At 56.5% G+C, this 22,993-nt stretch carries 21 protein-coding genes and 7 pseudogenes; 18 read left to right on the plus strand and 10 right to left on the minus strand.

Annotation, left to right across the window (positions count from 1 at the left end; genetic code table 11):
• Positions 1 to 103 precede the first annotated feature (103 nt).
• The 8 genes and pseudogenes from P3R82_RS06320 to P3R82_RS06355 all read left to right on the plus strand — a co-directional run bounded on the left by P3R82_RS06320 (position 104) and on the right by P3R82_RS06355 (position 6,428).
• Positions 104 to 874, plus strand: coding sequence for a GntR family transcriptional regulator (locus P3R82_RS06320; RefSeq protein ID WP_111564747.1), 771 nt, complete (start codon positions 104 to 106; stop codon positions 872 to 874).
• Positions 871 to 1,707: a 5-dehydro-4-deoxy-D-glucuronate isomerase gene (kduI, locus tag P3R82_RS06325; RefSeq protein ID WP_111564748.1), complete on the plus strand. Its 837-nt coding sequence runs from the start codon at positions 871 to 873 to the stop codon at positions 1,705 to 1,707. Before P3R82_RS06320 ends, kduI begins: the two co-directional genes overlap by 4 nt.
• A gap of 4 nt (positions 1,708 to 1,711) precedes the next feature.
• Positions 1,712 to 2,467, plus strand: a complete 756-nt coding sequence (kduD, locus tag P3R82_RS06330) for a 2-dehydro-3-deoxy-D-gluconate 5-dehydrogenase KduD (RefSeq protein WP_283193527.1) — start codon at positions 1,712 to 1,714, stop codon at positions 2,465 to 2,467.
• A 40-nt stretch (positions 2,468 to 2,507) separates the two neighbouring features.
• A complete protein-coding gene (locus P3R82_RS06335) occupies positions 2,508 to 3,191 on the plus strand; it encodes an amino acid ABC transporter permease (RefSeq protein ID WP_283193528.1) in 684 nt (227 codons plus the stop codon).
• 7 nt (positions 3,192 to 3,198) lie between these two features.
• A complete protein-coding gene (locus P3R82_RS06340) occupies positions 3,199 to 3,852 on the plus strand; it encodes an amino acid ABC transporter permease (protein ID WP_111564751.1) in 654 nt (217 codons plus the stop codon).
• Positions 3,836 to 4,565: pseudogene (locus P3R82_RS06345) on the plus strand (amino acid ABC transporter ATP-binding protein). Before P3R82_RS06340 ends, P3R82_RS06345 begins: the two are co-directional and overlap by 17 nt.
• A gap of 60 nt (positions 4,566 to 4,625) precedes the next feature.
• The gene (locus tag P3R82_RS06350; protein WP_111564753.1) at positions 4,626 to 5,423 is read left to right on the plus strand and encodes a transporter substrate-binding domain-containing protein; all 798 of its coding nucleotides are present in this window, start codon (positions 4,626 to 4,628) and stop codon (positions 5,421 to 5,423) included.
• A 102-nt stretch (positions 5,424 to 5,525) separates the two neighbouring features.
• Entirely contained in the window at positions 5,526 to 6,428 is a 903-nt protein-coding gene (locus tag P3R82_RS06355) for an IS110 family transposase (protein WP_283193529.1), read from the plus strand.
• A gap of 438 nt (positions 6,429 to 6,866) precedes the next feature.
• Here P3R82_RS06355 and P3R82_RS06360 read toward each other — a convergent pair whose 3' ends face one another.
• Entirely contained in the window at positions 6,867 to 7,562 is a 696-nt protein-coding gene (locus tag P3R82_RS06360) for an FCD domain-containing protein (RefSeq protein WP_111564754.1), read from the minus strand.
• A gap of 155 nt (positions 7,563 to 7,717) precedes the next feature.
• On the opposite strand from P3R82_RS06360, the gene P3R82_RS06365 reads away from it, so the two are divergent.
• The 5 genes from P3R82_RS06365 to hydA all read left to right on the plus strand — a co-directional run bounded on the left by P3R82_RS06365 (position 7,718) and on the right by hydA (position 12,735).
• Positions 7,718 to 8,515, plus strand: a complete 798-nt coding sequence (locus P3R82_RS06365; protein ID WP_112982282.1) for an ABC transporter substrate-binding protein — start codon at positions 7,718 to 7,720, stop codon at positions 8,513 to 8,515.
• Positions 8,516 to 8,578: 63 nt separating this feature from the next.
• A complete protein-coding gene (locus P3R82_RS06370) occupies positions 8,579 to 9,250 on the plus strand; it encodes an amino acid ABC transporter permease (RefSeq protein WP_112436348.1) in 672 nt (223 codons plus the stop codon).
• Entirely contained in the window at positions 9,250 to 9,999 is a 750-nt protein-coding gene (locus tag P3R82_RS06375) for an amino acid ABC transporter ATP-binding protein (RefSeq protein WP_283193530.1), read from the plus strand. Before P3R82_RS06370 ends, P3R82_RS06375 begins: the two co-directional genes overlap by 1 nt.
• A gap of 22 nt (positions 10,000 to 10,021) precedes the next feature.
• A complete protein-coding gene (locus P3R82_RS06380; RefSeq protein WP_111564758.1) occupies positions 10,022 to 11,284 on the plus strand; it encodes a cysteine desulfurase-like protein in 1,263 nt (420 codons plus the stop codon).
• A gap of 29 nt (positions 11,285 to 11,313) precedes the next feature.
• Positions 11,314 to 12,735, plus strand: coding sequence for a dihydropyrimidinase (gene hydA / locus P3R82_RS06385; protein ID WP_112436371.1), 1,422 nt, complete (start codon positions 11,314 to 11,316; stop codon positions 12,733 to 12,735).
• A 136-nt stretch (positions 12,736 to 12,871) separates the two neighbouring features.
• Here the strand turns inward: hydA and P3R82_RS06390 are convergent.
• The 3 genes and pseudogenes from P3R82_RS06390 to P3R82_RS30220 all read right to left on the minus strand — a co-directional run.
• Positions 12,872 to 13,155: pseudogene (locus P3R82_RS06390) on the minus strand (type II toxin-antitoxin system RelE/ParE family toxin); the annotation flags it as partial.
• Positions 13,152 to 13,394: a type II toxin-antitoxin system ParD family antitoxin gene (locus P3R82_RS06395; protein ID WP_111564759.1), complete on the minus strand. Its 243-nt coding sequence runs from the start codon at positions 13,392 to 13,394 to the stop codon at positions 13,152 to 13,154. The pseudogene P3R82_RS06390 and the gene P3R82_RS06395, both read right to left, overlap by 4 nt.
• 195 nt (positions 13,395 to 13,589) lie before the next feature.
• Positions 13,590 to 13,812 (minus strand): annotated as a pseudogene (locus P3R82_RS30220) (winged helix-turn-helix transcriptional regulator); the annotation flags it as partial.
• 5 nt (positions 13,813 to 13,817) lie between these two features.
• Here P3R82_RS30220 and P3R82_RS06405 point away from each other — a divergent pair.
• A pseudogene (locus tag P3R82_RS06405) lies at positions 13,818 to 14,201 on the plus strand (hypothetical protein); the annotation flags it as partial.
• A gap of 1 nt (position 14,202) precedes the next feature.
• Here the strand turns inward: P3R82_RS06405 and P3R82_RS06410 are convergent.
• Positions 14,203 to 14,310, minus strand: a pseudogene (locus P3R82_RS06410) (transposase); the annotation flags it as partial.
• A gap of 12 nt (positions 14,311 to 14,322) precedes the next feature.
• Positions 14,323 to 15,280 (minus strand): IS630 family transposase gene (locus P3R82_RS06415; protein WP_112950595.1). Its coding sequence is split into 2 segments (ribosomal slippage): positions 14,323 to 14,937 and positions 14,939 to 15,280, totalling 957 coding nucleotides; the frame shifts between segments, so codons are not numbered across the junction.
• A 1,110-nt stretch (positions 15,281 to 16,390) separates the two neighbouring features.
• Between P3R82_RS06415 and P3R82_RS06420 the strand changes: the two genes are divergently transcribed.
• Complete coding sequence (locus tag P3R82_RS06420) at positions 16,391 to 16,969, plus strand: response regulator (RefSeq protein ID WP_111564760.1); 579 nt, start codon at positions 16,391 to 16,393, stop codon at positions 16,967 to 16,969.
• A 438-nt stretch (positions 16,970 to 17,407) separates the two neighbouring features.
• Here P3R82_RS06420 and P3R82_RS06425 read toward each other — a convergent pair whose 3' ends face one another.
• Both P3R82_RS06425 and P3R82_RS06430 read right to left on the minus strand, forming a co-directional pair.
• On the minus strand, positions 17,408 to 17,953 hold the full coding sequence (locus tag P3R82_RS06425; RefSeq protein WP_112436347.1) for a fasciclin domain-containing protein: 546 nt from the start codon (positions 17,951 to 17,953) through the stop codon (positions 17,408 to 17,410).
• Positions 17,954 to 18,218: 265 nt separating this feature from the next.
• Positions 18,219 to 18,572, minus strand: coding sequence for a cupin domain-containing protein (locus P3R82_RS06430; RefSeq protein WP_283193532.1), 354 nt, complete (start codon positions 18,570 to 18,572; stop codon positions 18,219 to 18,221).
• Between the two features lie 285 nt (positions 18,573 to 18,857).
• On the opposite strand from P3R82_RS06430, the pseudogene P3R82_RS06435 reads away from it, so the two are divergent.
• Positions 18,858 to 19,255: pseudogene (locus P3R82_RS06435) on the plus strand (transposase); the annotation flags it as partial.
• Between the two features lie 403 nt (positions 19,256 to 19,658).
• Here P3R82_RS06435 and P3R82_RS06440 read toward each other — a convergent pair.
• Together P3R82_RS06440 and P3R82_RS06445 are read right to left on the minus strand one after the other, a co-directional pair.
• Positions 19,659 to 20,654 (minus strand): FAD-dependent oxidoreductase, encoded by a 996-nt coding sequence (locus P3R82_RS06440; RefSeq protein WP_162718132.1) that lies wholly within the window; start codon positions 20,652 to 20,654, stop codon positions 19,659 to 19,661.
• Positions 20,655 to 20,725: 71 nt separating this feature from the next.
• Positions 20,726 to 21,328 (minus strand): Urease operon accessory protein, encoded by a 603-nt coding sequence (locus P3R82_RS06445; protein ID WP_112436345.1) that lies wholly within the window; start codon positions 21,326 to 21,328, stop codon positions 20,726 to 20,728.
• 140 nt (positions 21,329 to 21,468) lie between these two features.
• On the opposite strand from P3R82_RS06445, the pseudogene folE reads away from it, so the two are divergent.
• Both folE and P3R82_RS06455 read left to right on the plus strand, forming a co-directional pair.
• A pseudogene (gene folE, locus P3R82_RS06450) lies at positions 21,469 to 22,075 on the plus strand (GTP cyclohydrolase I FolE).
• Between the two features lie 38 nt (positions 22,076 to 22,113).
• A complete protein-coding gene (locus P3R82_RS06455) occupies positions 22,114 to 22,821 on the plus strand; it encodes an SDR family NAD(P)-dependent oxidoreductase (RefSeq protein ID WP_283193533.1) in 708 nt (235 codons plus the stop codon).
• Positions 22,822 to 22,993: the final 172 nt, after the last annotated feature.

Raw genomic sequence — 22,993 nt, forward strand, 5'->3', positions numbered from 1 at the left:
AAGTTGGATACTAATATACTACTTATTTCCAAGCCAGCGGGAGGTGGCGACTGATGGAGAGAAATCTCGGGCCTATGTTTGTCGGCATGCGGCGTGCGACGCGATGAGCGAAGCTCGCAAGAAGCGCTCGCTCGCCGGCGTCACACATCTGTCGCATCAGCGCGCGGCTGCCCCGCGCGCGGCGACGCTCGTCTACAACGCGCTGCGCGACGACATCATCTCATTGCGCCGGAAGCCGATGGACCTCCTCAATGAGAAAGAACTGGAAGCGCAGTTCGGCGTCAGTCGCACGCCGATCCGCGAGGCGGTCCTGCGTCTTTCCGACGATGGCCTCGTCGATGTCTTTCCGCAATCCGGCACCTTCGTTTCGCGCATTCCACGTCGCGCGCTCTACGAGGCGATCCTGGTCCGCAAGGCGCTCGAGGATACGACCGTGTCAATGGCCGTCGAGAAGATCACACCGTCAGGTATCCGCGCGCTGGAGCGCAATCTGACTGACCTCATCGCTTGCGTGCGCGACGACGATGTCGCCGCGTTCCATGTCATTGACAACGATTTTCACAAGCTAATCAGCGATATCTCCGGCTTCCCCGGTATATGGGCGATCATCCAGCAAGTGAAGGTCCACTCCGATCGCTACCGCCTGCTGACCCTGCCGCAGGAAGGTCGTCTTGTCCGCGTCATCGAGGAGCATTCGGCGGTGATCGGCTGCATGAAGACGGGCGACAAGGCAGGTGCCGCCGCCGCCATGGGCTTTCATCTTGGCAAACTGCTCGGCGAAGTCGAGAAGGCCGAAATCTGGGATCCGAACTATTTCGTCGAGGATGCAAAATCTCCCTTGGCACCCACTGAAGAGAAGGGAAAAAATCAATGAAGATCGATGTCCGTCACGCTTCCCATCCGGAGGCCGTTCGCGGCTACGACACGGAAACGCTGCGCCGCCATTTCTTGCTCGAGACAGTCTTTGAAGGCGGCGAAATTCGTCTCACCTACTCTCACTATGACCGCATGATCATCGGCGGCGCAACGCCGCTAGATGAAGGCCTGACGCTCGGCGCGCCGAAGGAGATTGGTCAGGAAACCTTCCTCGCTGAACGCGAGCTCGGCGCGCTGAATATCGGCGGCACAGGCCGCGTTATCGTGGACGGCAATACGCATGAGCTTCAGAAATACGACTGCCTTTATGTCGGCAAGGGCGCCAGGGATGTCCGCTTCGAAAGCCTTGATGCCGCCAAGCCCGCCAAGTTCTATCTGGTCTCGACGCCGGCGCATGAGGTTCATCCGACCGTGCTTCTGACCCGCGACAAGGCGCGCCATCTGACGCCCGGCGAAGCGACGACCGCTAACAAGCGTTCGATCTATCAGTTCATCCACCCGGAAGTCTGCCAGTCCTGCCAACTGACCATGGGCTTCACCATGATCGATGACGGCAGCGTCTGGAATACCATGCCGGCCCATACGCATGACCGGCGCATGGAAGCCTATCTCTATTTCGATCTGGAAGCCGACCAACGCGTCTTTCATTTCATGGGCGAGCCGCAGCAAACCCGCCATATGCTGGTTGCCAGCGAGCAGGCGATCATCTCGCCGCCCTGGTCGATCCACTCAGGTGCTGGCACCAAGAATTACAGCTTCATCTGGGCGATGGCCGGCGACAACAAGAGCTTTACCGACATGGACCATATCGCCATCGCGGATCTGAGGTAGGGCGATGAGCAATCCCTTCGATCTCTCGGGCCGCACCGCCATCGTTACCGGCGCCAATGCCGGTATCGGTCAGGGCATCGCCATCGCGCTCGCCAAAGCGGGCGCTTCGATCGCTGCCGTCGGCCGCTCGTCGATGGAGGAAACTGAAGCGCTGGTCACCAAGACAGGTGTCCGCTTTCACGCGATCAAGGCGGATCTTGGCACAATCGCCCCGGTCAAAGATATCGTTGCAGAAACCATCTCGGTTTACGGTGGCCTCGACATTCTAATCAACAATGCCGGCATCATCCGCCGCGCCGATGCGATCGACTTTACCGAGGAGGATTGGGACGCGGTCATCGATACCAATCTGAAAACGGCATTCTTCCTGTCGCAGGCGGCGGGTCGGCACATGCTGGAAAAGGGTAGCGGCAAGATCATCAACGTCGCCTCGCTCCTGTCGTTCCAAGGCGGCATCCGCATACCATCCTATACGGCATCGAAGAGCGGCCTCGCCGGGATCACCCGGCTGCTTGCCTGCGAATGGGCCGGAAAGGGCGTCAACGTCAACGCGATCGCGCCCGGATATTTCTCGACGAACAACACGACGGCGCTGCGCGAAGATCCGGACCGCAATGTCGCGATCCTGGCGCGCATTCCGGCCGGACGCTGGGGTTCGCCATCGGAGCTTGGCGGTACCGCCGTGTTCCTGGCATCGGCAGCATCCGACTACGTCCATGGTACCGTCATCCCCGTCGATGGCGGCTGGCTCGCACGATAAGGCATTAGCGCCGGCGTGATCCGCCGCGCACGGAGGAGTTATGCAGTATCAGTTCGATTTCGGGGCACTTGTGCCCTATTGGCAGGATTTCCTGACCGGCGCACTGACGACGATTGAGATCACACTCTTTTCGGTGATCATCGGAATGGGTATCGGCGTGGCATGCGCGATTGCCCGCCGCTCGAACTCGACCATCCTGCGCGGCATCGTCGGCGTCTATATCGAAACAGTGCGCAACACGCCGTTTATCGTGCAGATCTTATTCATTTTTTTCGGCCTCTCGTCCATCGGTTTCCGCCTGCCGATCATCGCGGCGTCGGTCTTCGCGATGGTCATCAACGTCGGCGCCTACACCGCCGAGATCGTCCGCGCCGGGATGGACTCGGTCCATCCAAGCCAGATCGAGGCGGCCGAGGCGCTTGGCCTCTCGAAGCTCCAGATCTACCGCGACATCATCCTCCTGCCGGCGATCGAGCGCGTCTATCCGTCACTCTCCAGCCAGTTCATCTTGATGATGCTGTCGACGTCGATCTGCTCGCAGATCTCGGCCGAAGAACTAACGGGCGTTGCCAACAACATTCAGTCGAACACATTCCGATCGCTCGAAACCTATTTCGTCGTCGCGCTCCTCTATATCGCGATCACCTATCTGATGCGCGCCGCCTTCTTCGGGCTTGGCCTCATCGCATTCCCGCGCCGCCGCCGGCTCGGGCTTGGCGTGTGAGGTGACGATGCTCGGCGCATTCTCGACCAACCATCTCTTCTACCTGCTGGACGGCCTGCTCTGGACCGTCGTGCTTTCGGCGCTGGCCTTCGTGCTGGGTGGCATTGCCGGCTTCTTCGTCATGCTGGCGCGCATCTCGCGCTTCCGCTGGTTGCGGCGCGCGGCGCTCGTCTACATCCAGATCGTCCAAGGTACGCCGCTGCTAATCCAGATGTTCCTGCTTTATTTTGGCCTCGGCGTCTTCGGCGTGGCGGTTCCGCCGCTCGTCGCTGCCGGCCTCGGCATGATGGTTTATTCGAGCTCCTATCTCGGCGAAATCTGGCGCGGCGCGGTGGAATCGATCGCCAAGACGCAGTTCGAGGCGGCCGAATGCCTGGGTCTCACCCGCTGGCAGGCGCTGTTCGACGTCATTCTTCCGCAGGCGCTGAAGATCGCGACGCCGCCAACGGTCGGCTTTCTCGTTCAGCTCGTCAAAAATACCTCGCTCGCATCCGTGGTCGGCTTCCTGGAGCTGACGCGCGCCGCGCAGGTCATCAACAACTCCCTGTTCCAGCCGTTCCTGGTCTTCGGCGTTGCAGCGCTCTTCTATTTCTGCGTCTGCTATCCATTGTCGGTCTGGAGCCGTTCGCTCGAGAGGAAACTCAATGCCGGCCGCCGTTAAACTCACCAATGTCGTCAAGCGTTTCGGCATCCTTGAGGTGCTGAAGGGCGTGTCCTTCGAAATTAATACCGGGGAGGTCGTGGCACTGATCGGCCAGTCCGGTTCCGGCAAGAGCACGGCGCTGCGCTGCATCAACCGCCTGGAGACGATCCAGGATGGCACGATCGAAGTCTGCGGCCACCACGTCGAGGACCCGAAGCTCGATCTGCGCGCGCTTCGTCGCGATATCGGCATGGTGTTCCAGAGCTACAACCTCTTCCCGCACATGACCGTGGCGCAAAACATCATGCTGGCGCTGCGCCGCGTGAAGAACATTCGCAAGGACGAAGCCTACGAGATCTCCAGGCAGGTTCTCGCCAAGGTCGGCCTAATGGAGAAGATCGACAACTACCCCGAACAGCTTTCTGGCGGCCAACAGCAGCGCGTGGCGATCGCCCGCTCACTCGCGATGCAGCCGAAGGTGATGCTCTTCGACGAAGTGACATCGGCGCTCGATCCGAAACTCACCGGTGAAGTGCTGCGCGTCATGGAAGATCCTAGCCCGCGGCGGCATGACCATGATCGTCGTCACCCACGAGATGGGCTTCGCCAAGCGCGCCGCCAATCGCGTCATCTACATGCATACCGGCAAGGTCTGGGAGACCGGAGGGGCAGACATCCTTTCCAATCCGCAGACGCCGGAGCTGAGGGAGTTCATGGCTGAAGAGCTGTGAGCTGAGGAGGAGGACCTGCGTGAAACCGCAGGGTCGGACAAAACGAGAGAGGAGACTCAAATGCCGACGAGAATGATTTCGAAACTGGCACTTATTGCCGGAGCTGGCCTGCTGGCCTTTGCATCGGTCGCCAATGCCGACGTGCTTGACAACATCAAGAAGGCCGGGAAGGTCCGCATCGCCGTGGCGATGGGCATTCCGGAATATTCCTTTGTCGACGAAAACCTGAAGCCGACGGGCTCGGATGTCGAAACCGCCAAGCTGATCGCCAAGGATCTCGGCGTCGAGCTGGAGCTGGTGGAAATAACCAACGCCGCCCGCGTTCCCTCGGTCCAGACAGGCAAGGCCGACATGGTCGTCTCGTCGCTCGGCATCACCGAAGAGCGTAAGAAGGCGATCGACTATTCGGTTCCCTACGCGACGCTCGCTCTCGTCGTTGCCGGTCCGGCTGATGCAGCGATCAAGGACTATGCCGATCTCGACGGCAAGCGCATCGGCGTGACCCGTGCAACCACCAACGACCAGGACATCACCGCCAAGGCCAAGGGCGCCGATATCGTCCGCTTCGAGGACGATGCGACGCTGATCACTTCCGTCGTCTCTGGCCAGGTCGATATACTGTCCAGCCAGTCGGCGGTCATCAACGGCATCAACAAGAAGATGACCGCCAATCCGCTGCAGGTAAAATTTACCCAGAAGGAAACCAATCTGGGCATCGGTATCCCCAAGGGCGAGACAGCCTTGAAAGGTTGGCTCGACCAGTGGGTTAAGACCAACTTCGACAACAAGGTACTGCGTGACATCTACCGCAAGTACCACAATGCCGAACTGCCCGACGATCTGACCTCGCGTCAGTGATGGAAGGAAAAATCCTGGGGTCGAAAGGCCCCAGCGAATTTCCGGAAGGTGAAATTAGCCCAGCTCCGATGCTGAGAATCTATATCGCTAGCTGAGACTTCTGTGGCTCTTGAACATGGGGTAATCGCGGGTCGGTTTCCCCCAAAGGCAACGCCTCAGCAATATCTGACATGGGTGATTGCCCCCGGTAAGATGGAAATACGGGCTCACGATTTGGAACCGGGCCCGGCTGAAACCCTCAACAAGACTGATGCCAATGATGCGGATGGCCTAGCGCAGTTGGCAGAAGCCGGATTTTACAAAGTCGTGCGAGTAAAGACTTTCGACAACATGGTGACGCGCACACTGGTGGCAGCGCGTAGCCAGCTCGTAAGCATTTCCAAGCAGCTCAGCAACCAAGTACGTGGCCTCTTAAAAACGTTTGGTCTCATCGTACCCAAAGGGAAAGGCGGGGCATTTGATGCTAATGTGAGAGCGCTGCTAGATGGAAATAGCGGCCTGGCAGCTTTGATATTGCCCCTGCTCGAAGCATGGCGCGACATACGTAAGCGCGCATCCAATCTTGATCACCAATTGCTCGTAGCTTCCAGACAGAGCCGGGCTAAGAAGCTCCTGATGACGATTCCAGGCGTTGGTGCCGTCACGGCCGTCTCGTACATTGCCGCGATCGAAGATCCCAAAAACCTCCCCACCTCGCGCTCAGTCGGCGCTTGGCTAGGGCTGACGACGCGGCGCTATCAGTCTGGCGAAATAGATTGTGATCGCCATATCTCGCGACGCGGTGACAGTCGGCTGCGAGGATTACTCTACGAGGCAGCAACCGTTCTCTTAACAAGAACCACTGCTAGGACCGAATACAGTCTAAAGACCTGGGGGCTGATGCTGCGTGAGCGGCTGGACTTCAAACGTGCCGCGGTTGCTGTTGCGCGAAAACTTGCCGTCATAATGCATAGCATGCTCAAGGCCGGGGAAGCGTTCAATCCATTGGGCGGCGCAGCGGCTTAACCGAAGCGCCGGCCTACCTGCCTCAGCACCTCAATCCGACTGGGATGCTGGGCGTCCCTGCTGTGGACGTGGGTTGGGTCATTCCGTCGATTCCGGCGCAGCTCATTGAGACTGCGTCTTGAACATAGGAAGACCTGCCCTGCGAAAACCCATCATGCGGCGACTGCATGTCGACCGCGGAGACAACCGTGCTCCCAGCACCGGACGAATTTGCAGGGATGAAAGATGTCGAAAGAAAATCTAGGAAAGATCTCGCGCTAGCAACACGGCAATGACGTACCTCGTTTAAAATCTGCTTGACCCGATGCAAGCGATTAGACAACGGAATCGAACACCCGTTTACTTAGATAATTACCTCGGTAGAATTCATTAAATTAGGAACGGACAGAGCCTTTCAGTCAGCACAGTGTCGTAGATGCGTCTCCCTCGATCACTTTTCTACGGCTGCAATCCGGCGCAACGCGCGGTATTTCGAATATGCGTTTCCATCTCATTGCGCGCCAAATCTCCGTCATTGGCCTTTAGAGCTGCGATAATGCGGCGGTGTTCCGCAATTGATTGTCGCATTCGTTCCGGATCCGTGATGGGGATAGGCTGACGCTGGGTTTCCGTAACCTGATCGCGCACCGTCTGGTAAAGTGCCTTCAGCATGGTGTTGGCGCAGGCGGACACGATGATGCCGTGAAACTCCAGATCGGCATCAACATTGGCGAGCAGGTCCTGATTAGCCCAGCACTCCTCCATGGTCTTGGTTGCCTTTTCCATCATATCGAGCTGTGCCTGGGACAGTCGCCCAGCGGAAAGGCGTGCGATCTCACCCTCTAGCAGGATACGGGTCTGGAAAACATCAAAAACAGAATAACTTTCGGAATAACGCCACGGCGCCATGTTGCCCGTTTGGCCGACAGTCCCATCACCGGCGGCCACGAAGGTCCCTCTCCCAGCTTCCGTTTTAAGCAAGCCCAATGTCTCGAGCGTTAATAGTGCCTCGCGTAACGATGCTCGGCTAATACCGAATCTCTGGGAGAACTCACGTTGAGAAGGGACTTTTTCGCCTGCTTTCAATTCTCCAGACTGGATCATGGCCTGGATTTCGCGGGCAACCGATTGTGGTAAAAGCGTTTTATTCAGCATCCGATCCTTGCTCCCTGAAACCTGCACTGCCTCTTTCGATACATTTTTCAAATGGGATCTTGCAAAGGATTAAAGCGCGTGCTTGTCTGGTCATACTGGTCTGACCAGTTAGACCAACGTAGATTGGCTTGAATCATAAAACAAGGGGTTCTCAAATGCTTCACGTTTCACGCATGAAAAGTACATTTCTAGCCGGACTGATATCGGCGCTCGGCGTCTTCAGCGTCCATGCTGCTGATCTGACGGTCGGTGCCAACATTGGTAACGTGCCATGGGAGTTTCAAGATGCCAGCGGGAAAACCGTTGGTTTCGAAGTCGATCTCGTCAACGAAATCGCAAAGCGCCTTGGCAAATCGGTGGAGTTCGTCAACACGCCGTTCAACGGGCTCTTTCCCGCTGTTCAGTCCGGCCGTATTAATATGGCGATTTCATCGATTACCATCACTGAAAAGCGCTTGGCGTCGGTTAGCTTCGCCCAGCCATACTACGATAGCGATCAGTCTCTGACCGTGACAGCAGCTTCCGGCATCACCGGCCTGAAGGACCTGAGTGGCAAGGTCGTTGGCGTAGACACCGGATCGACGGGCGATATGTGGGCGGAAGCCCATAAGGGTGATTACAAGCTTGGCGAAATCCGCAAGTTCGAAGGATTGCAGCCCGCCATGCTCGATCTCGTTGCCGGCCGTGTCGATGGCTATATCTCCGACATTCCGGCACTGCTCTACTACGCCAAGGACAAGCCGGAGCTAAAGGTCGTCGAGCGTATTCCGACAGGCGAAAAATACTCGATCATGTTCAACAAGGGCGATCCGTTGGCCGCAGAGGTCAACGCGGTTATCACCAAGCTGAAGGGCGAGGGCTTCATCGCCAAGTTGCATGAAACTTGGTTCGGCGCGAAGGCCGAGGACACGACCTCGACCGTTGCCGTACTTGATATGCCCAAGGCCAAGTAGGCTTACACCGCGTCTGGCGGGACTACTCGTGTCCCGCCAGATTGCCAAGGGAGCCTGTCCGGCATGAACCTCATAAATACCTTCTTCAACGTTCCCGTATTTCTCAACAGCTTGCCGCAATTGCTTTGGGGACTTGTTGTCACCATTCAGATCGGTATTGCCAGCATCCTTTGCGGTCTGGTCGGCGGTCTATTTCTGGCGGTGGCACGTCTTTATGCGCCGGCCACTTTCACGCCGCTGATCCGTATCTACATCGACATCTTCCGGTCGATCCCTTTGCTGGTGCTGTTGATCATTATCTATTACGCCCTCCCATTCGTCGGGATCCGGCTGTCGCCATTCTTCTCTGCTGTGACCGCGCTATCCTTGGTCTCTGCCGCCTATACCGCGGAAATCTTTCGCGCTGGCATCGAGGCTGTTCCCCACGGTCAATTTGAAGCATCCGCAGCCCTTGGCCTCTCCAACCGCAACACGATGGTGGATATCATTCTTCCGCAGGCCATCCGGATCGTCATTCCACCGCTTACCAACAACTGCATCAATGTCATGAAGGACACCGCCCTTGCATCGGTCGTCGCCATGCCGGACTTGTTAAAACAGGCAACCCAAGCGCAGGCGCTCAACGCCAACCCGACGCCGCTGATCGGTGCGGCCCTAATCTACATCGCCCTGCTCTGGCCAATGGTCGCCCTGGTGGCGCGGCTTGAAAGACATTTCAATCGGGGGAAACGCTGATGGAAAAGACCACACCCCCACTGATTTCGATCCGCGGGCTGACTAAAGCGTATGGGCTATTTACCGTTCTGCATGGCATTGACCTCGATGTGGCAGAAGGCGAAGTCGTCTGCGTTATCGGCCCTTCTGGTTCCGGCAAATCCACGCTCATTCGCTGCATCAATCATCTGGAAGCCTTTCAGCCAGATAGCAGCATCACCGTAGATGGTATTCGCGTTGCGCCCGGCCCGGCCCTAGCCCAGGTGCGTGCCGAAGTCGGCATGGTGTTCCAGTCGTTCAATCTGTTTCCGCACATGACCGTTCTGAGAAACGTCATGATCGCTCCCATGAGGGTTCGAAAGACACCAGAGGCGGAAGCCGAACGCAAGGCGCGCGAGCTTTTGGCCCGCGTCGGGATTTCTGAGCAGGCAGGGAAATTTCCAGGTCAACTCTCAGGCGGTCAGCAGCAGCGTGTGGCCATCGCCCGGGCGCTGGCCATGGAGCCACGAGTTCTGCTGTTTGACGAGCCAACATCGGCTCTCGATCCGGAAATGGTCGGCGAAGTGCTGGATGTCATGCGCAAACTGGCCGGCACCGGAGTGACCATGGTGATTGTCACACACGAGATGGGTTTTGCCCGTCAGGTGGCAGACCGCGTCATCTTCATGGATGGCGGGCGCCTCGTCGAGGCAGGCACACCTTCAGACATCTTCGACAATCCAAAAGAGGCAAGGACGCGTAGCTTCCTTCGCGCCGTCCTCAATCACTGAGACCATTCGGGAGACACTTGGAATGACCACCTCATCACCGCTCGACCTCGACTATGTGCGCAGCCAGTTCCCAGGCCTAAACCGCGGCTGGACCTATTTTGACAATGCTGGCGGATCTCAGATCCTTAAAGGCGCACTGGATCGCATCAATAAATTTCTGATCGAAAAGAACGTGCAGATCGGCGGGTCCTACGCCGTATCGCAGGCGGCCGCCGAAGCGCTCTACGAAGCGCGGACTGCAGCAATGCACCTGGTCAACGCTTCGTATCCGGAAGAGATCGTCTTCGGCAATTCCACCACAGCGTTGCTGCAGAACCTTGCCCGCGCGATGCAGAGCCAGCTTTCGCCAGGCGACGAGATCGTCGTCACGGTCAGCGATCACGAATCGAATATCGGCCCCTGGGACCGGCTGAAAGAGGCGGGCATCACGCTGAAGATCTGGCCGCTCAACAAAGACACGTTGATGCTCGATCTCGCGGACCTGGCGCTGCTGATGAGCGATCGCACCAAGCTCGTCTGCGTCACACACGTTTCCAACATCCTTGGATCGATCAATCCGATCCGCGAGATCGCCGATTTCGTGCATGCGCGTGGCGCAAAAATTTGCGTCGATGCCGTGGCATTTGCCCCGCACCGTGCCGTTGACGTACAGGCCCTAGACGCCGATTATTACGTCTTCAGCCTCTACAAGACTTATGGCCCACATTACGCGCTGATGTATGGCAAACATGACCTGCTGCTCGAACTCGACACGCTATACCATTATTTCTACGGCAAGGACAAAGTGCCAGGCAAGCTGGAGCCGGGCAATCCCAACTATGAACTGGCATATTCCACATGCGGCATCGTTGATTATCTAGCCGCACTCGGCGAACAGGCAGGCGAAACCGGACCGGTGCGCCAGAAAATAGAGGCAGCCTTTGCGGCAATCACCGCACAGGAAAATCTTCTGACGGAAAGGCTCCTGGGCTACCTACGATCTCGAAACGATTGCCGGATTGTTGGCCAGGCCAACCAGGACGAGAAGCGCGTGCCTACAATTGCCTTCCGCTTCGATGGCCGTGAGGCCGGCGAGTTGTGCAAAGCAATGGACGGCGAAAACATTGCCATGCGTTTCGGGGATTTCCATTCGAAACGGCTTGCCGAATATCTTGGGCTGACCGACCATGGCGGCATGCTGAGGGTGTCCATGGTTCATTACAATACGCTGGAAGAGGTCGATCGCTTCACGGCAGCACTTGACCGTATTCTGGCTGGAGATGCGGGATTTGCGAAAGCAAGCTGAGCTGTGAACGACAAGAAGGACAGGGAATGATGCGTTTCGATACGGTGATCAGGCACGGAACCGTGGTGACGGCAAGCGACACGTTCGTCAGCGATGTCGGCATCAAGGATGGTCGTATCGTTGCACTTGCCGCTGACCTGACCGATGCCGACGAGATGATAGACGCCACGGGACTCTTCGTGATGCCCGGCGGTATCGACAGCCATGTCCATCTTGACCAGCCCTCCGGCGATGGCATCGTCATGGCCGATGACTTCGACAGCGGCACCCGCTCCGCCGCCATTGGCGGCAACAGCACAGTTTTGGCCTTCTGCATGCAGGAGAAGGGACAGTCGCTTCGGGAGGCATTGAAGGTCTATCATGCCAAGGCAGAAGGGAAATGCCACGTAGACGTTGCCTTTCATCTGGTCATCACCGATCCGACTCCAGAAGTCCTCGGCCAGGAACTACCAGCGTTGGTGCAGGACGGCTATACCTCGTTGAAAGTCTTCATGACCTATGAAGGCCTGCGGTTGCGCGACGACGAAATTCTTGCGACGCTGGATGCGGCACGCCGCACCGGCGCTCTCGTCATGGTTCACTGCGAGAACGAGGATGCGATCCGCTACCTGATCGGCCGGCATGAGGAAGAGGGCAAGTTCGCGCCGAAGTTCCACGCCACGACGCGGCCCGTTGCCGCCGAGCGAGAAGCCACCCACCGGGCACTTTCGCTTGCCGAAATCGTGGATGTGCCGGTCGTGATCGTCCACGTTTCGAACCGCGAGGCGATGGAGGAAATACGCCGCGCCCGCCAGCGCGGCCAGAAAATTGTTGGCGAAACCTGCCCGCAATATCTGATGTTGACCGCCGCCGATCTGGATCAGAACGAGATGGAGGGCGCCAAATATGTCTGCTCTCCACCGCCGCGTGACAAAGCGAGCCAGGATGCCTGCTGGGAGGGGTTGGAACAGGGCGTGTTCGATCTTTTTTCGTCCGATCATTGCCCCTTCCGCTTCGATGACCCCGAAGGAAAATTGAATGAGAAAGGCAAGCGGCATTTCCGTTGGATTCCGAACGGCATTCCCGGGGTTGCCACACGCTTGCCGATTCTTTTCTCTGAAGGTGTCATGAAGGGCCGGATCGACATCAACCAGTTCGTTGCGGTGACCTCGACCAACCATGCCAAGCTTTATGGTATTTATCCGCGCAAAGGCACGATTGCGATCGGTGCCGATGCTGACATTGCCTTATGGGATCCGGACAAAAGAGTCACTGTGACAAATGATATCCTGCAACACGGCGCCGACTATACACCTTATGAAGGGCAGGAGGTGCGTGGCTGGCCAGTGCAACTGCTCTTGGGTGGCAAGACGATCGTGAAGGATGGGCTTCTAGCCCAGCAGAAGAGACGCGGCAACTACCTCCAGAGAAATCGATCTTCCCTCGTGTCGAAAGGCAAGTACCCCAGCTAGATAAAGCGTCGAAAAGTCCAAACCCGCTCACCGATTGGAAGCCCGGCTCAGCCACGCGCGTTCTATTTTAGGCTTTTGATAGGATCAGAACTACTTGCGTACCAAATGTTAAACTTCGTCCACCGCACCACGCTGGATCGCTCGCCCAATCTTCATGCCCGTGACGAATTCTTATGACGAACACGTTGTCATCTTCGATTATCCGAAACACGATCAGGTGCGCTTTGAAGGATGAATTCTGACCGGCGACTTAATCTCGAAGCTCTCGCGAGCAATCCGTGGATTATCGGCGATCAAATCAAGTAAATCGAAAGGTTCATTGTTGTAGCGACGTGCCTGCGGTGTTCCGAATATGCTCAAACCTTGCTCGGCGATCGCGACGACGTCCGCTTCCGCCTCGACAGATAACGTATATCTCATGATTTATTGGCACGAGCTTCAGCCTCAGCAAACAAGTCATGCTTCGATCGCACTCCAACGCCGCTCTCGAGCCCGGCGTCTACGAAACTCTGCATCGCTGCGACCTTGTCATTCCGGACCTGGTCACGGCGGATCAAATCACGCACGTAATCGCTAGCGTTTGAATATCGTCCTGTGCGAGTTTGTGCCTCAACGCAGTCCCTGATCGGATCCGGTAGGGATACGTTCATTATTGCCATCGGTACACTCCATCTGCGTCCACTGTGAACCCGTTTGACAAAGATTGTCAAAGGTCCGGCAGTCGGCCTCATAGTGATCGCGGCAACTGCTTGTGAAATGCCAGTGGCGCCCGGAAGCGGGTTCTTGAAGTGTTGGTGAAGGCGGAACCGTTGGCCCACCTATTTTCATGAACTGAGAGGCAGGGGATCGGTGCCCTAGCTTGGAATTATATCGATAGCTTAACACACGGCCACGCTTGCGGCCAGTCACCTCATCAACGGAGCCCAATCGCTCCAGATCTGCAAGTGCAGCGTTGACCGTAGGTGCGGACAGACCTGTTATCTGAACAACCTGGTTGGCCGTGTGAAAAGGATTCTGTTGGAAAAGCTCGTGAATGCGAAGGGCCGAACCTGCTCTATCGCTCTCGACCGTGATCCGTGTCGGATGAAAGCCGTTACCCACGGCCAGCGGCCGAAGCCGTCAGGTCCTTCATGTTCCTCCAACCTGGCCTCCATCTCGGGCTTCGACATAAGAACCTTTGCCAAATTCGTGTCTGCCGCCGTGGAAACTACCCGACGTCAGAACGCCGGGTTGAAGATATGAGGTGCGGCGAGCAGCGCTGGAGTGATCGCGACCATGGGCGGGAGGTCTTTGCCCCCTCGGTCGCATTCAAAAACTCCGGCTCGTTCTTCGGGCGGAAACCATTTCGGCTGATCCTGCCAGATCTGCTCGATCTCTACGAATACCTTGATGCCCATATCGACCGTCATCGCGGTGTGCTCCTTGGAGCAGCCAAGGATCCCGGAACGCTTTTCGTCAAGACGGTGATCCTAGCCATGCGCCGAGATCGCGGGCGCGATCGAAGCTGCTGGCGTTTCCTATTGCAGCAACCAAAGCCGTGGCATTCAACACTCCAATACCCGGAATGGCTGTTAGAGCCTCGGGCGATTAATGTGCAACGCATCCGGCCTGGCGGAAATAGTTCCAGCACTCTTGCGGCGTGAATAGGTCGCAAACCTTTCCGACGGCTTTCCAGAGATCGTCATAAGTCCTTGCTTTCATTTTTCGCAAGAGTGCCTTGAGCTTCGAAAAGGCCATTTCAATCGGATTGTTGTCTGGCGAATATCGCGGCAGGAAGAGTATCCATGCCTTCCGCTCAGCGATGGCCGCCGCTGCTCGGGGGCTCTTGTGGACGTTGAGGTTATCCCAGATCACCACGTCGCCTGGTTCAAGCGTCGGTGCGAGTTGAGTTCGCACATAGGTGTCGAACTTGGCTCCATCCATGGCCCCATCGACGACAAAGGGTGCCGTGATGCCATCGCAGCGCAGACCGGCGACAAAGGTTTGGGTGTGCCATTTGCCGAAAGGCGCATCCGCCTGAAGGCGCTTGCCCTTGATGCTACGGCCACGCAGTGGTGTCATGTTGGTCTTGACCGAAGTCTCATCTACGAAGACGAGACGTCCGGGGCTCTGTTGCATAGCGGGTTGGCGACGTTTGCGCCACTCATCGCGCTCCCGGCGCACATCGGCGCGTGCGCGTTCCGATGCCAGCAGTGTTTTTTTTAAAGCTGAAGCCCGCCCGGCAAAGAAGCTTCGACAGGTTCGAAGGATCAGCTTTCACACCATGATGCTCTACCAGCCAAGCCGCCAGGTCGGGCATGGTTATATCCGGTTGCGCCTCTACCTTGGCGATAATGGCATCCCGGACCGGGCCCAATTTGCCGCTGCCGCTGGGCCGACCGCGCCGGGAGGGCTCGACCGAGCCCGTTCGATCCGCCCGCTGCTTAAGCCGAACAGCCGTGGCGGGCGAGACTTTGAAAGCAGCAGCGGCTGCCCGACGCGTTTGGCCTTGCGTGATCGCATCAACAATCCGTTGGCGAAGGTCCGAAGAATAGGCGCGAGACATGGCAAGTCCTCCTGCCATGTTGAATCATAAAATCGAAGCCAGGGGAATCGTCAGATTCAAAGAAACTGCCCGACGCTCTAGCCGACGCCTTGCAAGATCATCTCGTGCGAGCGCCACGAACTCAGAATTGAGCGCTGCGGTTTTGGCATCGAGCATATTCCACTCGCTTCGCAGTTCGACGATCAACTGGTGAATTCGCGCTGACAGACTGCTCTCCTGTTAGCGTGGAAGAGCGTCCAGCGCACTCTCGAATTTGCAACGGCCAGCAGAGAAGATCCGGCCCGCTCCAAAAGGATGGCGCGGTTCTGATTGATCAGCGTCGTTCTTTGAACACGACCGAACTCTGTGCAAGGACTGGATATCGAGTTGCTCTTTGCTTTTGAGATCGACGAACCGCATTGCCGGACGCGACGCAGCTTCGGCAATACCCTCCGCATCCCGATCGTCGTTCTTCTGCGCTTTCACATATAGTCGAACGTACTCTGAGACATCAGCCGAACCTCGTGCCCTTGAGCCACGAAGAGCCGACCAAGGTAGTGAGCGCCGCGACATACTTCCATAGCAATGACACAAGTTGGCGTCTTGCTGTTAAAACTCAATTAGCGTCTGCCGCCGTATCGTTCGACGGACGATGATTGCACCGTGGTCGTCGACACCGACAACGCTGCCGCTATTCTTGCCGATGTCAGCACCCAAAATTGAAATCGTCTGGGTCGGCTCCTCTTCCTTCAATGACGGACCATCCTACTCCATGTCCTCTGAAGGGGGCATCCCATAATCAACACCATTGCGACTAGCGAGTTTGGGAAGAGTGATCTCATCTTGTCAGCAGGAGGTGTACCACGGAGATCGCTGGTACCGGATAAACGCGGCCGCAATAGCAGAAAACGTGGATACGGTCTGTCTACTGTGTCCGGATTACCTTCCGAAGGTGTGGTAGGAGCGCCACGCGATAAGAGAGTAGCTCGACAAAATCTTCGTCGCGATAGGAACTCAGATTGTGGAAAAATGATCCGCACGTCAGGGATCGACGTAATTCAACCGTGAAGAAAGATAAGTCGTTGAGGCTTAGGAACGTGTCTTTTGCTCAGGCCTAGAGGTGGCAAGACGATGGATCGAACCTATTTCACAGGTGTCTCGCGGCCGCTGGCCACAAGTGAGCCAAACCTTGTGTTGCTTATTGTCGATGATGACATCACCTTCGCGAGAAGGCTTGGCATGGCTTTTCGAGAGCGCGGACTGGCTGTGGAAATATCCACGACCATCGAGGAAGCTGAGGTCGCCATCAGGCTTCGTCAATTCGATATAGTTATCACTGATCTGCGTATCGGAACGGGTAGCGGCCTAGAACTCGTGGAACTAACGAGTGAGATTTCTCCAATAACAAAATTGCTCGTCCTCACTGGATACGGGGATGTTCGGGCAGTGGTGTCGGCGGTCAAACGCGGGGCCACAGAGTTTTTGAGCAAGCCCGCCGATGCCGATGAGATCTTGGAAGTACTAGGCATAAAGATCGAAGGATACAGGTCCGCAGATCAATTCATCAAGTCCGCAGACCTGGTGCGATGGGAACATATCAATACGGTCTTCGACCAGACTGGCCGTAATATATCAGCGACAGCGCGACTGCTCCAGATGCATCGGCGCACGTTGCAAAGATTGCTGGCCCGTGGGCCTCCGGGCAGCTGAATTATCGATCAGTTACGCCATATTTGTTTTTTTGATCTGCCGACAAAATGCGGCGCATCAACTGCGTCCTACTCGAAATCATTTGAAGGCGGGACAGGCTCCCCGCCCCAGGAGCTGTCGCGGGCCGTATAAACGTGCGCAGGGGTTGGCGGCACGTCCGCCGACCCCTTTTTTAATGGAGATGGTGGTTGAAGTATGAGGATGACATGACAGTTTTCCACGATCCGGTCACAAGGTCTGTGATCGTCGTTTTCCGCGGGAAAACGATCATATTGAGAGGGCCGTTTCAAGATGGTCGAAGCGGAATTGCTGCCGGTGAAGAGTTGTGCAAAGAACTCGGATGGCAGTCAAATGAGCGACCTGAAAGCTCGGGATTAACGCAACCCGAATAGTCTATAAAACAAATGCCGAGCCGCTAAGGCGGCCCGGCATCTCTCATCACATTTTCGGCAAAAGAACCTTGTCGATGACGTGAATGACGCCATTCGATTGCTTCACGTCTGCGATCGTCACCGTTGCCGTTCCGCCTGCCTCGTCGGTCAACATGATCTTACCCATGCTTTCCCTGGCTTTCAGAACGCAGCCGCCGACGGTTTTGATATCATGCTCGCCACCATCGTCTTTGATCATCTTGGCAACGGTACTGGCCATTGCGTCGGCCGCAACGACATGGCAGGTGAGGATTTTCGTCAGCTTATCCTTGTTTTCAGGCTTCAAAAGCGTGTCAACGGTGCCTTTTGGAAGTGCTTCGAACGCTTCATTTGTCGGCGCAAACACCGTAAACGGCCCTTTGCCCTCAAGCGTGGAGACGAGACCAGCAGCTTTCACCGCAGCCACGAGCGTAGTATGATCTTTTGAATTGGCGGCATTTTCTACGATGTTCTTGTTTTCATACATGGCCGCACCACCGACACTCGGGTTTGCGGCATATGCACTGAAGCTACCTGTGGCGGTGGCGGCAATGGCAACGGCCGAAACTATCATAAGCTTTCTCATAGTCGTCTCCTCTCAATGCCGGCCTTCTGGCTCGGTACTGATTGTACGAACGACCATGGCGCCGGTTCAAAATTCTCTCCACGATACCGAAGAATTTGGTGCTTCAATGTATCACGAATTCGTAAGAACGCTCGAACGTGGACGATATCCGTCAGATGCCAATCAATGGCTGTATCATCCGCAACAATCTACTTTTGAAGCGCAGCAGCGAGGCATATGCAGTTCTTGCCGGCGTCGACCCTAGGCTGATGCATCAGCGTGTCGTCCGCATCTCGACATCACCGCGCGAAAATGTCGAAACCGCGTCGCTGACGCTGCCTTCAAGGACAAGTGTCAATTCCATGCCGCGGTGCGAATGCTCCGGAACTGGCTGACCAGCAGGTATTTTTAGCAGCCGTACAGTTGTCGTGTTGTCGCCGGTCGGTATCAACATCCGCGCTCCCCCGCGACCGAGTTCGCACAACTTCAGCCCGCCGGCGGCCTCGATGTATCCATTGAGGGGCTTGGGATAGGTTTTATCCTGTCGAGGATTCTTTTTTATAGGCAGGACGTTTTCTATCTCTCCAGCATCGATCCTTGCCTTGAGGCTCTGCCAGCTCTGCGACACGTCAGTTTCATCGGGAAGCTCGCAGTCTATAAAATGGCCGCCGACACTCTCCAGGATGCCGAGCTTTGATCGACAGGCTGGGCAATAGCGAGATGAGTTGCTACAGCTACACTCCAGCGCTCTGTTAGATCGTGCCCCACCGAGCGGTGTGACTCGGTGGTAGCGCAGCCTCTCGCGAGCGCGCCCCCAATTGCGCTGTAGCGAGTGAGGGGCTGTGCGGGCGGCCATCAGTGTTTTCCGTTAGGGTCGAGTTGTTCAAGACACAACCTGACGGAAAGATCACTGATGACCACTGACATGATGAACGTGCGTTCGCTCGTTGAGAAGAGCGCGGATGCGGATTTGTTGCGCGAGATGATCGGCTTTGCCGCTGAATGGCTGATGGAACTGGAGGCCGGCTCAGCTACGGGTGCAGGTTTCGGAGAAAAGAACCCTATGCGGCTTGCGCAGCGCAATGGCTATCGTGACCGCGATTGGGAGACGCGAGCTGGTGCGGTCAGGCTTCGCATTCCGAAGCTGCGCGAAGGTACTTTCCGAGCTTCCTCGAACCGCGCGGCATGGCGGAGAAAGCTCTGACGGCTGTTATCCAAGAGGCGTACATTTAAGGAATATCGACACGGTCGGTCGATGATCTGGTCAAAGCCATGGGGATGAGCGGCATCTCCAAAAGCCATGTGAGCCGGTTTCGCGCCAGCGAGAGATGGTGGAAGCGGATTATGGCGGCCTTTGTGTTCGCAGTTTTTGTGTTCACGCGCGGACATACATTGGCATGCCGCTGCACCTCTGGAACGAAACTGGCAAGCCTGACCGCTTTCATCGTGCTTCGATACGCGAGCATCGATCGTGACTGACTGTTTTACGGCTCGATCGCGTTCGTTAAGTGGCGCCAACGTGTTGAGTATCTTGGCGGGCAGTGACAGGTCGTTTTGATTGCAACGGTAGATACTTCAGCAAAACCACGAGGGCTGTTCAAGAATCGATCGGAACCCTCTCAATATTTGAGGCGTGAGTTCGACACGTCAATACGGTGCCGGACCGGCAGCGTAAGCAGCCAGGTCAAGGCGGTAGTGGATCGGCACGTGTGCATCAATTGCCGACGGCGCTTACGCCCTTTAGCGCCTTTGCGAGGCTCAATCCGCTCATGTACGCGGCCTCAACGCGTCCAGCGATACACCAGTCGCCGCAAGCCGCAAGCTGTGTTTGCTTATCCCACAGAAACGGCTCACGAGCGGGAGTTTCGACGTCAGCGTACCGCCACTTGTGGAGGACAGTAGTTTTGGCTTCCGCCAATTCGATCCGCATAAAGCGCTGTAAGCCTATCATCATTTCCGCGTGGACGATATCGACGGGCAAGTCGATATTGGAATCGGCCCAGGCGGAATTGGCGTTGACCACGACCGATGCTGGGCCTGTACGGCCTGGCTTCGTTTGGTTAAAAGCAATCCATCCGATGATGGGATCAGAGACGTGAGCGCCCGAGAAAGGAACGATGGTGTTGGCATCCCGTGTGATCATCAATGTGAAGCATGCGTGCATTCTGACATTATTTATAATCTGATGATGTGCGAACATCGATGGGAGCAGAGCCGCGGTTTGGGCAGCTGGCGCGGTCACGATGATCCAATCGAACGGCCCCTCCAAAACATCCCCGGCGCGGATGTGCCAACGAGCGGGCTCCCCAATAATTTCGTCTACTCTCAGACCCAGCCGGATGTCGAGGCCGGCGGATATCCATTTCGGCAGGGCGGTCATGGAAGGAACCGCGACGTATCGCGTCGAACTGGGAAAGACGCGCCGGACAGGGTTGCCTTCCGCCAACGAAACAACATCGCCCATCCACGGCTTAACGAGACCGATGCTACAAGCCTCATTCACGAGGTTGCCGAACTCCTCATCCCTCACCGTGAAATATTGTGCTCCGTGGTCGAATGCGACATCCCCGATCCGACGCGTTGCCATCCGACCGCCGACGCCTTTGCTTTTTTCAAAAATTGTTACGTCGGCAACTTTCGCAAGCGACTTCGCAACCGTGAGGCCTGCCATGCCTGCCCCGACAATCCCAACTCTCAATTTGGCTGCCACACATAACCTCCACTTTAAATGCCCGCCCTTCCATTTTGCGCTTGTGATCCACGCTGCACCGACAATCTGCGCTATAGCCTGCGCATTTGTCCCTGCGCTATTAGATTTTCAACCAAGCTGCGCTCGGTATCGAACGGATGACCATCCCATCCTTGATGTGAGAAGCCAGCGAGTAAAACCTGATCGTCAGGAGCGGAGATCTCACCAATGACATAGGCGATAGCGAGCAATCCCGAGCTCGCAACCACATAGCTGACAGGCGTGAAAGCCTGAAGCTCCAAATCGACGAGTTCGTGATATCGGCGCGGTATCACCGCGAAGCGTTTGTTTGTTTCACAGCTGGCGAACTGTTCCGTGTAGTCGTCACAGAAGTCGTCGAGCGAAGGGTGTTGGATCGCAAGCAGCGGCTTTAGCTCGACGAATTTCGAAATATCGCGAACGCACCATATCGTTGCGGCTCTTTTGACGGCAGGATTGTTGCGCCAGGTCGTTGACCCGATCATCACTGCCGCTGGGCGACCGGTGTTGCACACGGCAACAATATCGGTTCGAACGCCGCCCTCGCCGACCGACCGGCAGTCATTAAACCTGATGACGAGATCACAGCTATCTATGGCGCTCGCGTCACCGTTCGAAAATGTGCCGTTGCCAACAATCGCGATGGTTTTCGCCATTGATCTCCGCTCCGTAGGACGAAGTGTCTACGACACTCTCACGAAACAGATCAAAAATTTGGTGTCCGCGTCCGCTGGATTTGATCCGGCCACAGACGCTGATCGTACCATCGGTGCAAAAAAACAGATGAGAAGTTACAATGGACGCAATCGTTGGCGAGACCGATTTTCGAGCCACCTCAGAAATGCCGACACGGGAGGAAGCCGAGGCGCGGTGCGGACCTTGATCCGCTGGGCCGGCGACGATCCCTCGAGAGAGGGTCTTATCGATACGCCGAGGCGCGTGGCCAAGGCCTACGGTGAGCTCTTTTCCGGCTACGACACAGCCCCTGCAGACATCCTGGCGAAAACCTTTTCCGACGTTGCGGGATACAGTGACATGGTGATTGTCAAGGATATCGAATTCCATTCTCATTGCGAGCATCACATGGTGCCCTTTCACGGCGTTGCCCACATTGCCTATTTCCCGGATGGCGGCGTGCTTGGACTGTCAAAAATGGCTCGCCTTGTCGATCTCTCGCACGCCGGCTGCAGACGCAAGAAACGATGACATCTCAGATTGCCAAGGCGCTGGACGAAAGTCTGCTGCCCAGAGGCGTGGCTGTCATGGTCGAAGCCGAGCACATGTGCATGGCGATGCGCGGCGTTCGAAAACAGGGTGCTAGAACCATAACGACTACGTTTACCGGGCAATTCGAAAGTTCGGTAGCGGACCAGTCGCGCTTTATGCTGCTCGTCCGCGGCTGAGCTACTGTCCCGATTCTTACCATGAACAGGAGCATCGCATGGCCGACACATTGATGAAATCTCTCGATGCGGGATACTCGGCTCTTGTTATCGGGGCAACCGGCGGCATCGGGTCGGCGATTTCGGGCTGCCTCGCATCGGACCGAAACTGTTCAAAACTTGTTCAACTTTCGCGAAGCATTGACGGAATAAACATCACGAACGAGGAGACGATCCGCCTTGCGGCGGATGGATTGAAGTCAACGGCTTTCGACATGATCATCTGTGCCACCGGTGCACTGACAATCAATGGCATAGGCCCCGAGAAGTCTATCCGGCAAGTGTCGCAACAAGCCATGCTCGACCAGTTCGCCGTCAATGCCGTCGGACCCGCACTGATACTGAAATACTTCGTACCGCTGCTTGCCAGGAAAAAGCGAGTGATCTTCGCGTTCCTGTCGGCGCGTGTTGGTTCGATTGGCGACAATCGGCTCGGTGGATGGATTTCCTATCGATCGTCGAAAGCGGCGCTCAACCAGATCGTTCACACTGCCGCAATCGAGGTCACCAGGATAAATCAGGAATCGGTCGTCGTTGCAGTTCATCCGGGCAGTGTCATGACATCCTTGTCGGATCCGTTCTCCGCCGGCCATGAGAGATCAGAGCCAGAAAGCGCGGCTTCTGCAATACTCCAGGTGCTCGACAGTCTTCAGCCCGTCAACAGCGGCGGATTCTTCGCTTATGACGGCAAACCAATCGCATGGTAACGCTAAGTGACATCAGGAAGCATGGTTCGGATCTAGCATCCGAGAATTGGGGCGACTTTGGCTCGGCTTCGTAGCGATGCGGCAATTGGCGGTGCGATCGGGTTTGGGCAGCTGTTGGTGACCCCGAAACTATCTACGAGGGACAATCAGCCTTGATACAGACTGAGTGAAA

The sequence above is a fragment of the Rhizobium sp. AN80A genome (genome assembly GCF_030053015.1).
Classification (GTDB): Bacteria; Pseudomonadota; Alphaproteobacteria; order Rhizobiales; family Rhizobiaceae; genus Rhizobium; species Rhizobium metallidurans.

Bases quoted from the DNA above. Each gene is read 5' to 3' on its own strand.
- P3R82_RS06395 (WP_111564759.1), bottom strand. From the start codon at position 13,394: ATGGCAATAATGAACGTATCCCTACCGGATCCGATCAGGGACTGCGTT.
- kduD (WP_283193527.1), top strand. From the start codon at position 1,712: ATGAGCAATCCCTTCGATCTCTCGGGCCGCACCGCCATCGTTACCGGC.
- P3R82_RS06380 (WP_111564758.1), top strand. From the start codon at position 10,022: ATGACCACCTCATCACCGCTCGACCTCGACTATGTGCGCAGCCAGTTC.
- P3R82_RS06350 (WP_111564753.1), top strand. From the start codon at position 4,626: ATGCCGACGAGAATGATTTCGAAACTGGCACTTATTGCCGGAGCTGGC.
- P3R82_RS06420 (WP_111564760.1), top strand. From the start codon at position 16,391: ATGGATCGAACCTATTTCACAGGTGTCTCGCGGCCGCTGGCCACAAGT.
- P3R82_RS06320 (WP_111564747.1), top strand. From the start codon at position 104: ATGAGCGAAGCTCGCAAGAAGCGCTCGCTCGCCGGCGTCACACATCTG.
- P3R82_RS06340 (WP_111564751.1), top strand. From the start codon at position 3,199: ATGCTCGGCGCATTCTCGACCAACCATCTCTTCTACCTGCTGGACGGC.
- P3R82_RS06365 (WP_112982282.1), top strand. From the start codon at position 7,718: ATGCTTCACGTTTCACGCATGAAAAGTACATTTCTAGCCGGACTGATA.
- P3R82_RS06445 (WP_112436345.1), bottom strand. From the start codon at position 21,328: ATGGCGAAAACCATCGCGATTGTTGGCAACGGCACATTTTCGAACGGT.
- P3R82_RS06360 (WP_111564754.1), bottom strand. From the start codon at position 7,562: ATGCTGAATAAAACGCTTTTACCACAATCGGTTGCCCGCGAAATCCAG.
- kduI (WP_111564748.1), top strand. From the start codon at position 871: ATGAAGATCGATGTCCGTCACGCTTCCCATCCGGAGGCCGTTCGCGGC.
- P3R82_RS06370 (WP_112436348.1), top strand. From the start codon at position 8,579: ATGAACCTCATAAATACCTTCTTCAACGTTCCCGTATTTCTCAACAGC.
- P3R82_RS06375 (WP_283193530.1), top strand. From the start codon at position 9,250: ATGGAAAAGACCACACCCCCACTGATTTCGATCCGCGGGCTGACTAAA.
- P3R82_RS06425 (WP_112436347.1), bottom strand. From the start codon at position 17,953: ATGATAGTTTCGGCCGTTGCCATTGCCGCCACCGCCACAGGTAGCTTC.
- P3R82_RS06455 (WP_283193533.1), top strand. From the start codon at position 22,114: ATGGCCGACACATTGATGAAATCTCTCGATGCGGGATACTCGGCTCTT.
- P3R82_RS06335 (WP_283193528.1), top strand. From the start codon at position 2,508: ATGCAGTATCAGTTCGATTTCGGGGCACTTGTGCCCTATTGGCAGGAT.
- hydA (WP_112436371.1), top strand. From the start codon at position 11,314: ATGCGTTTCGATACGGTGATCAGGCACGGAACCGTGGTGACGGCAAGC.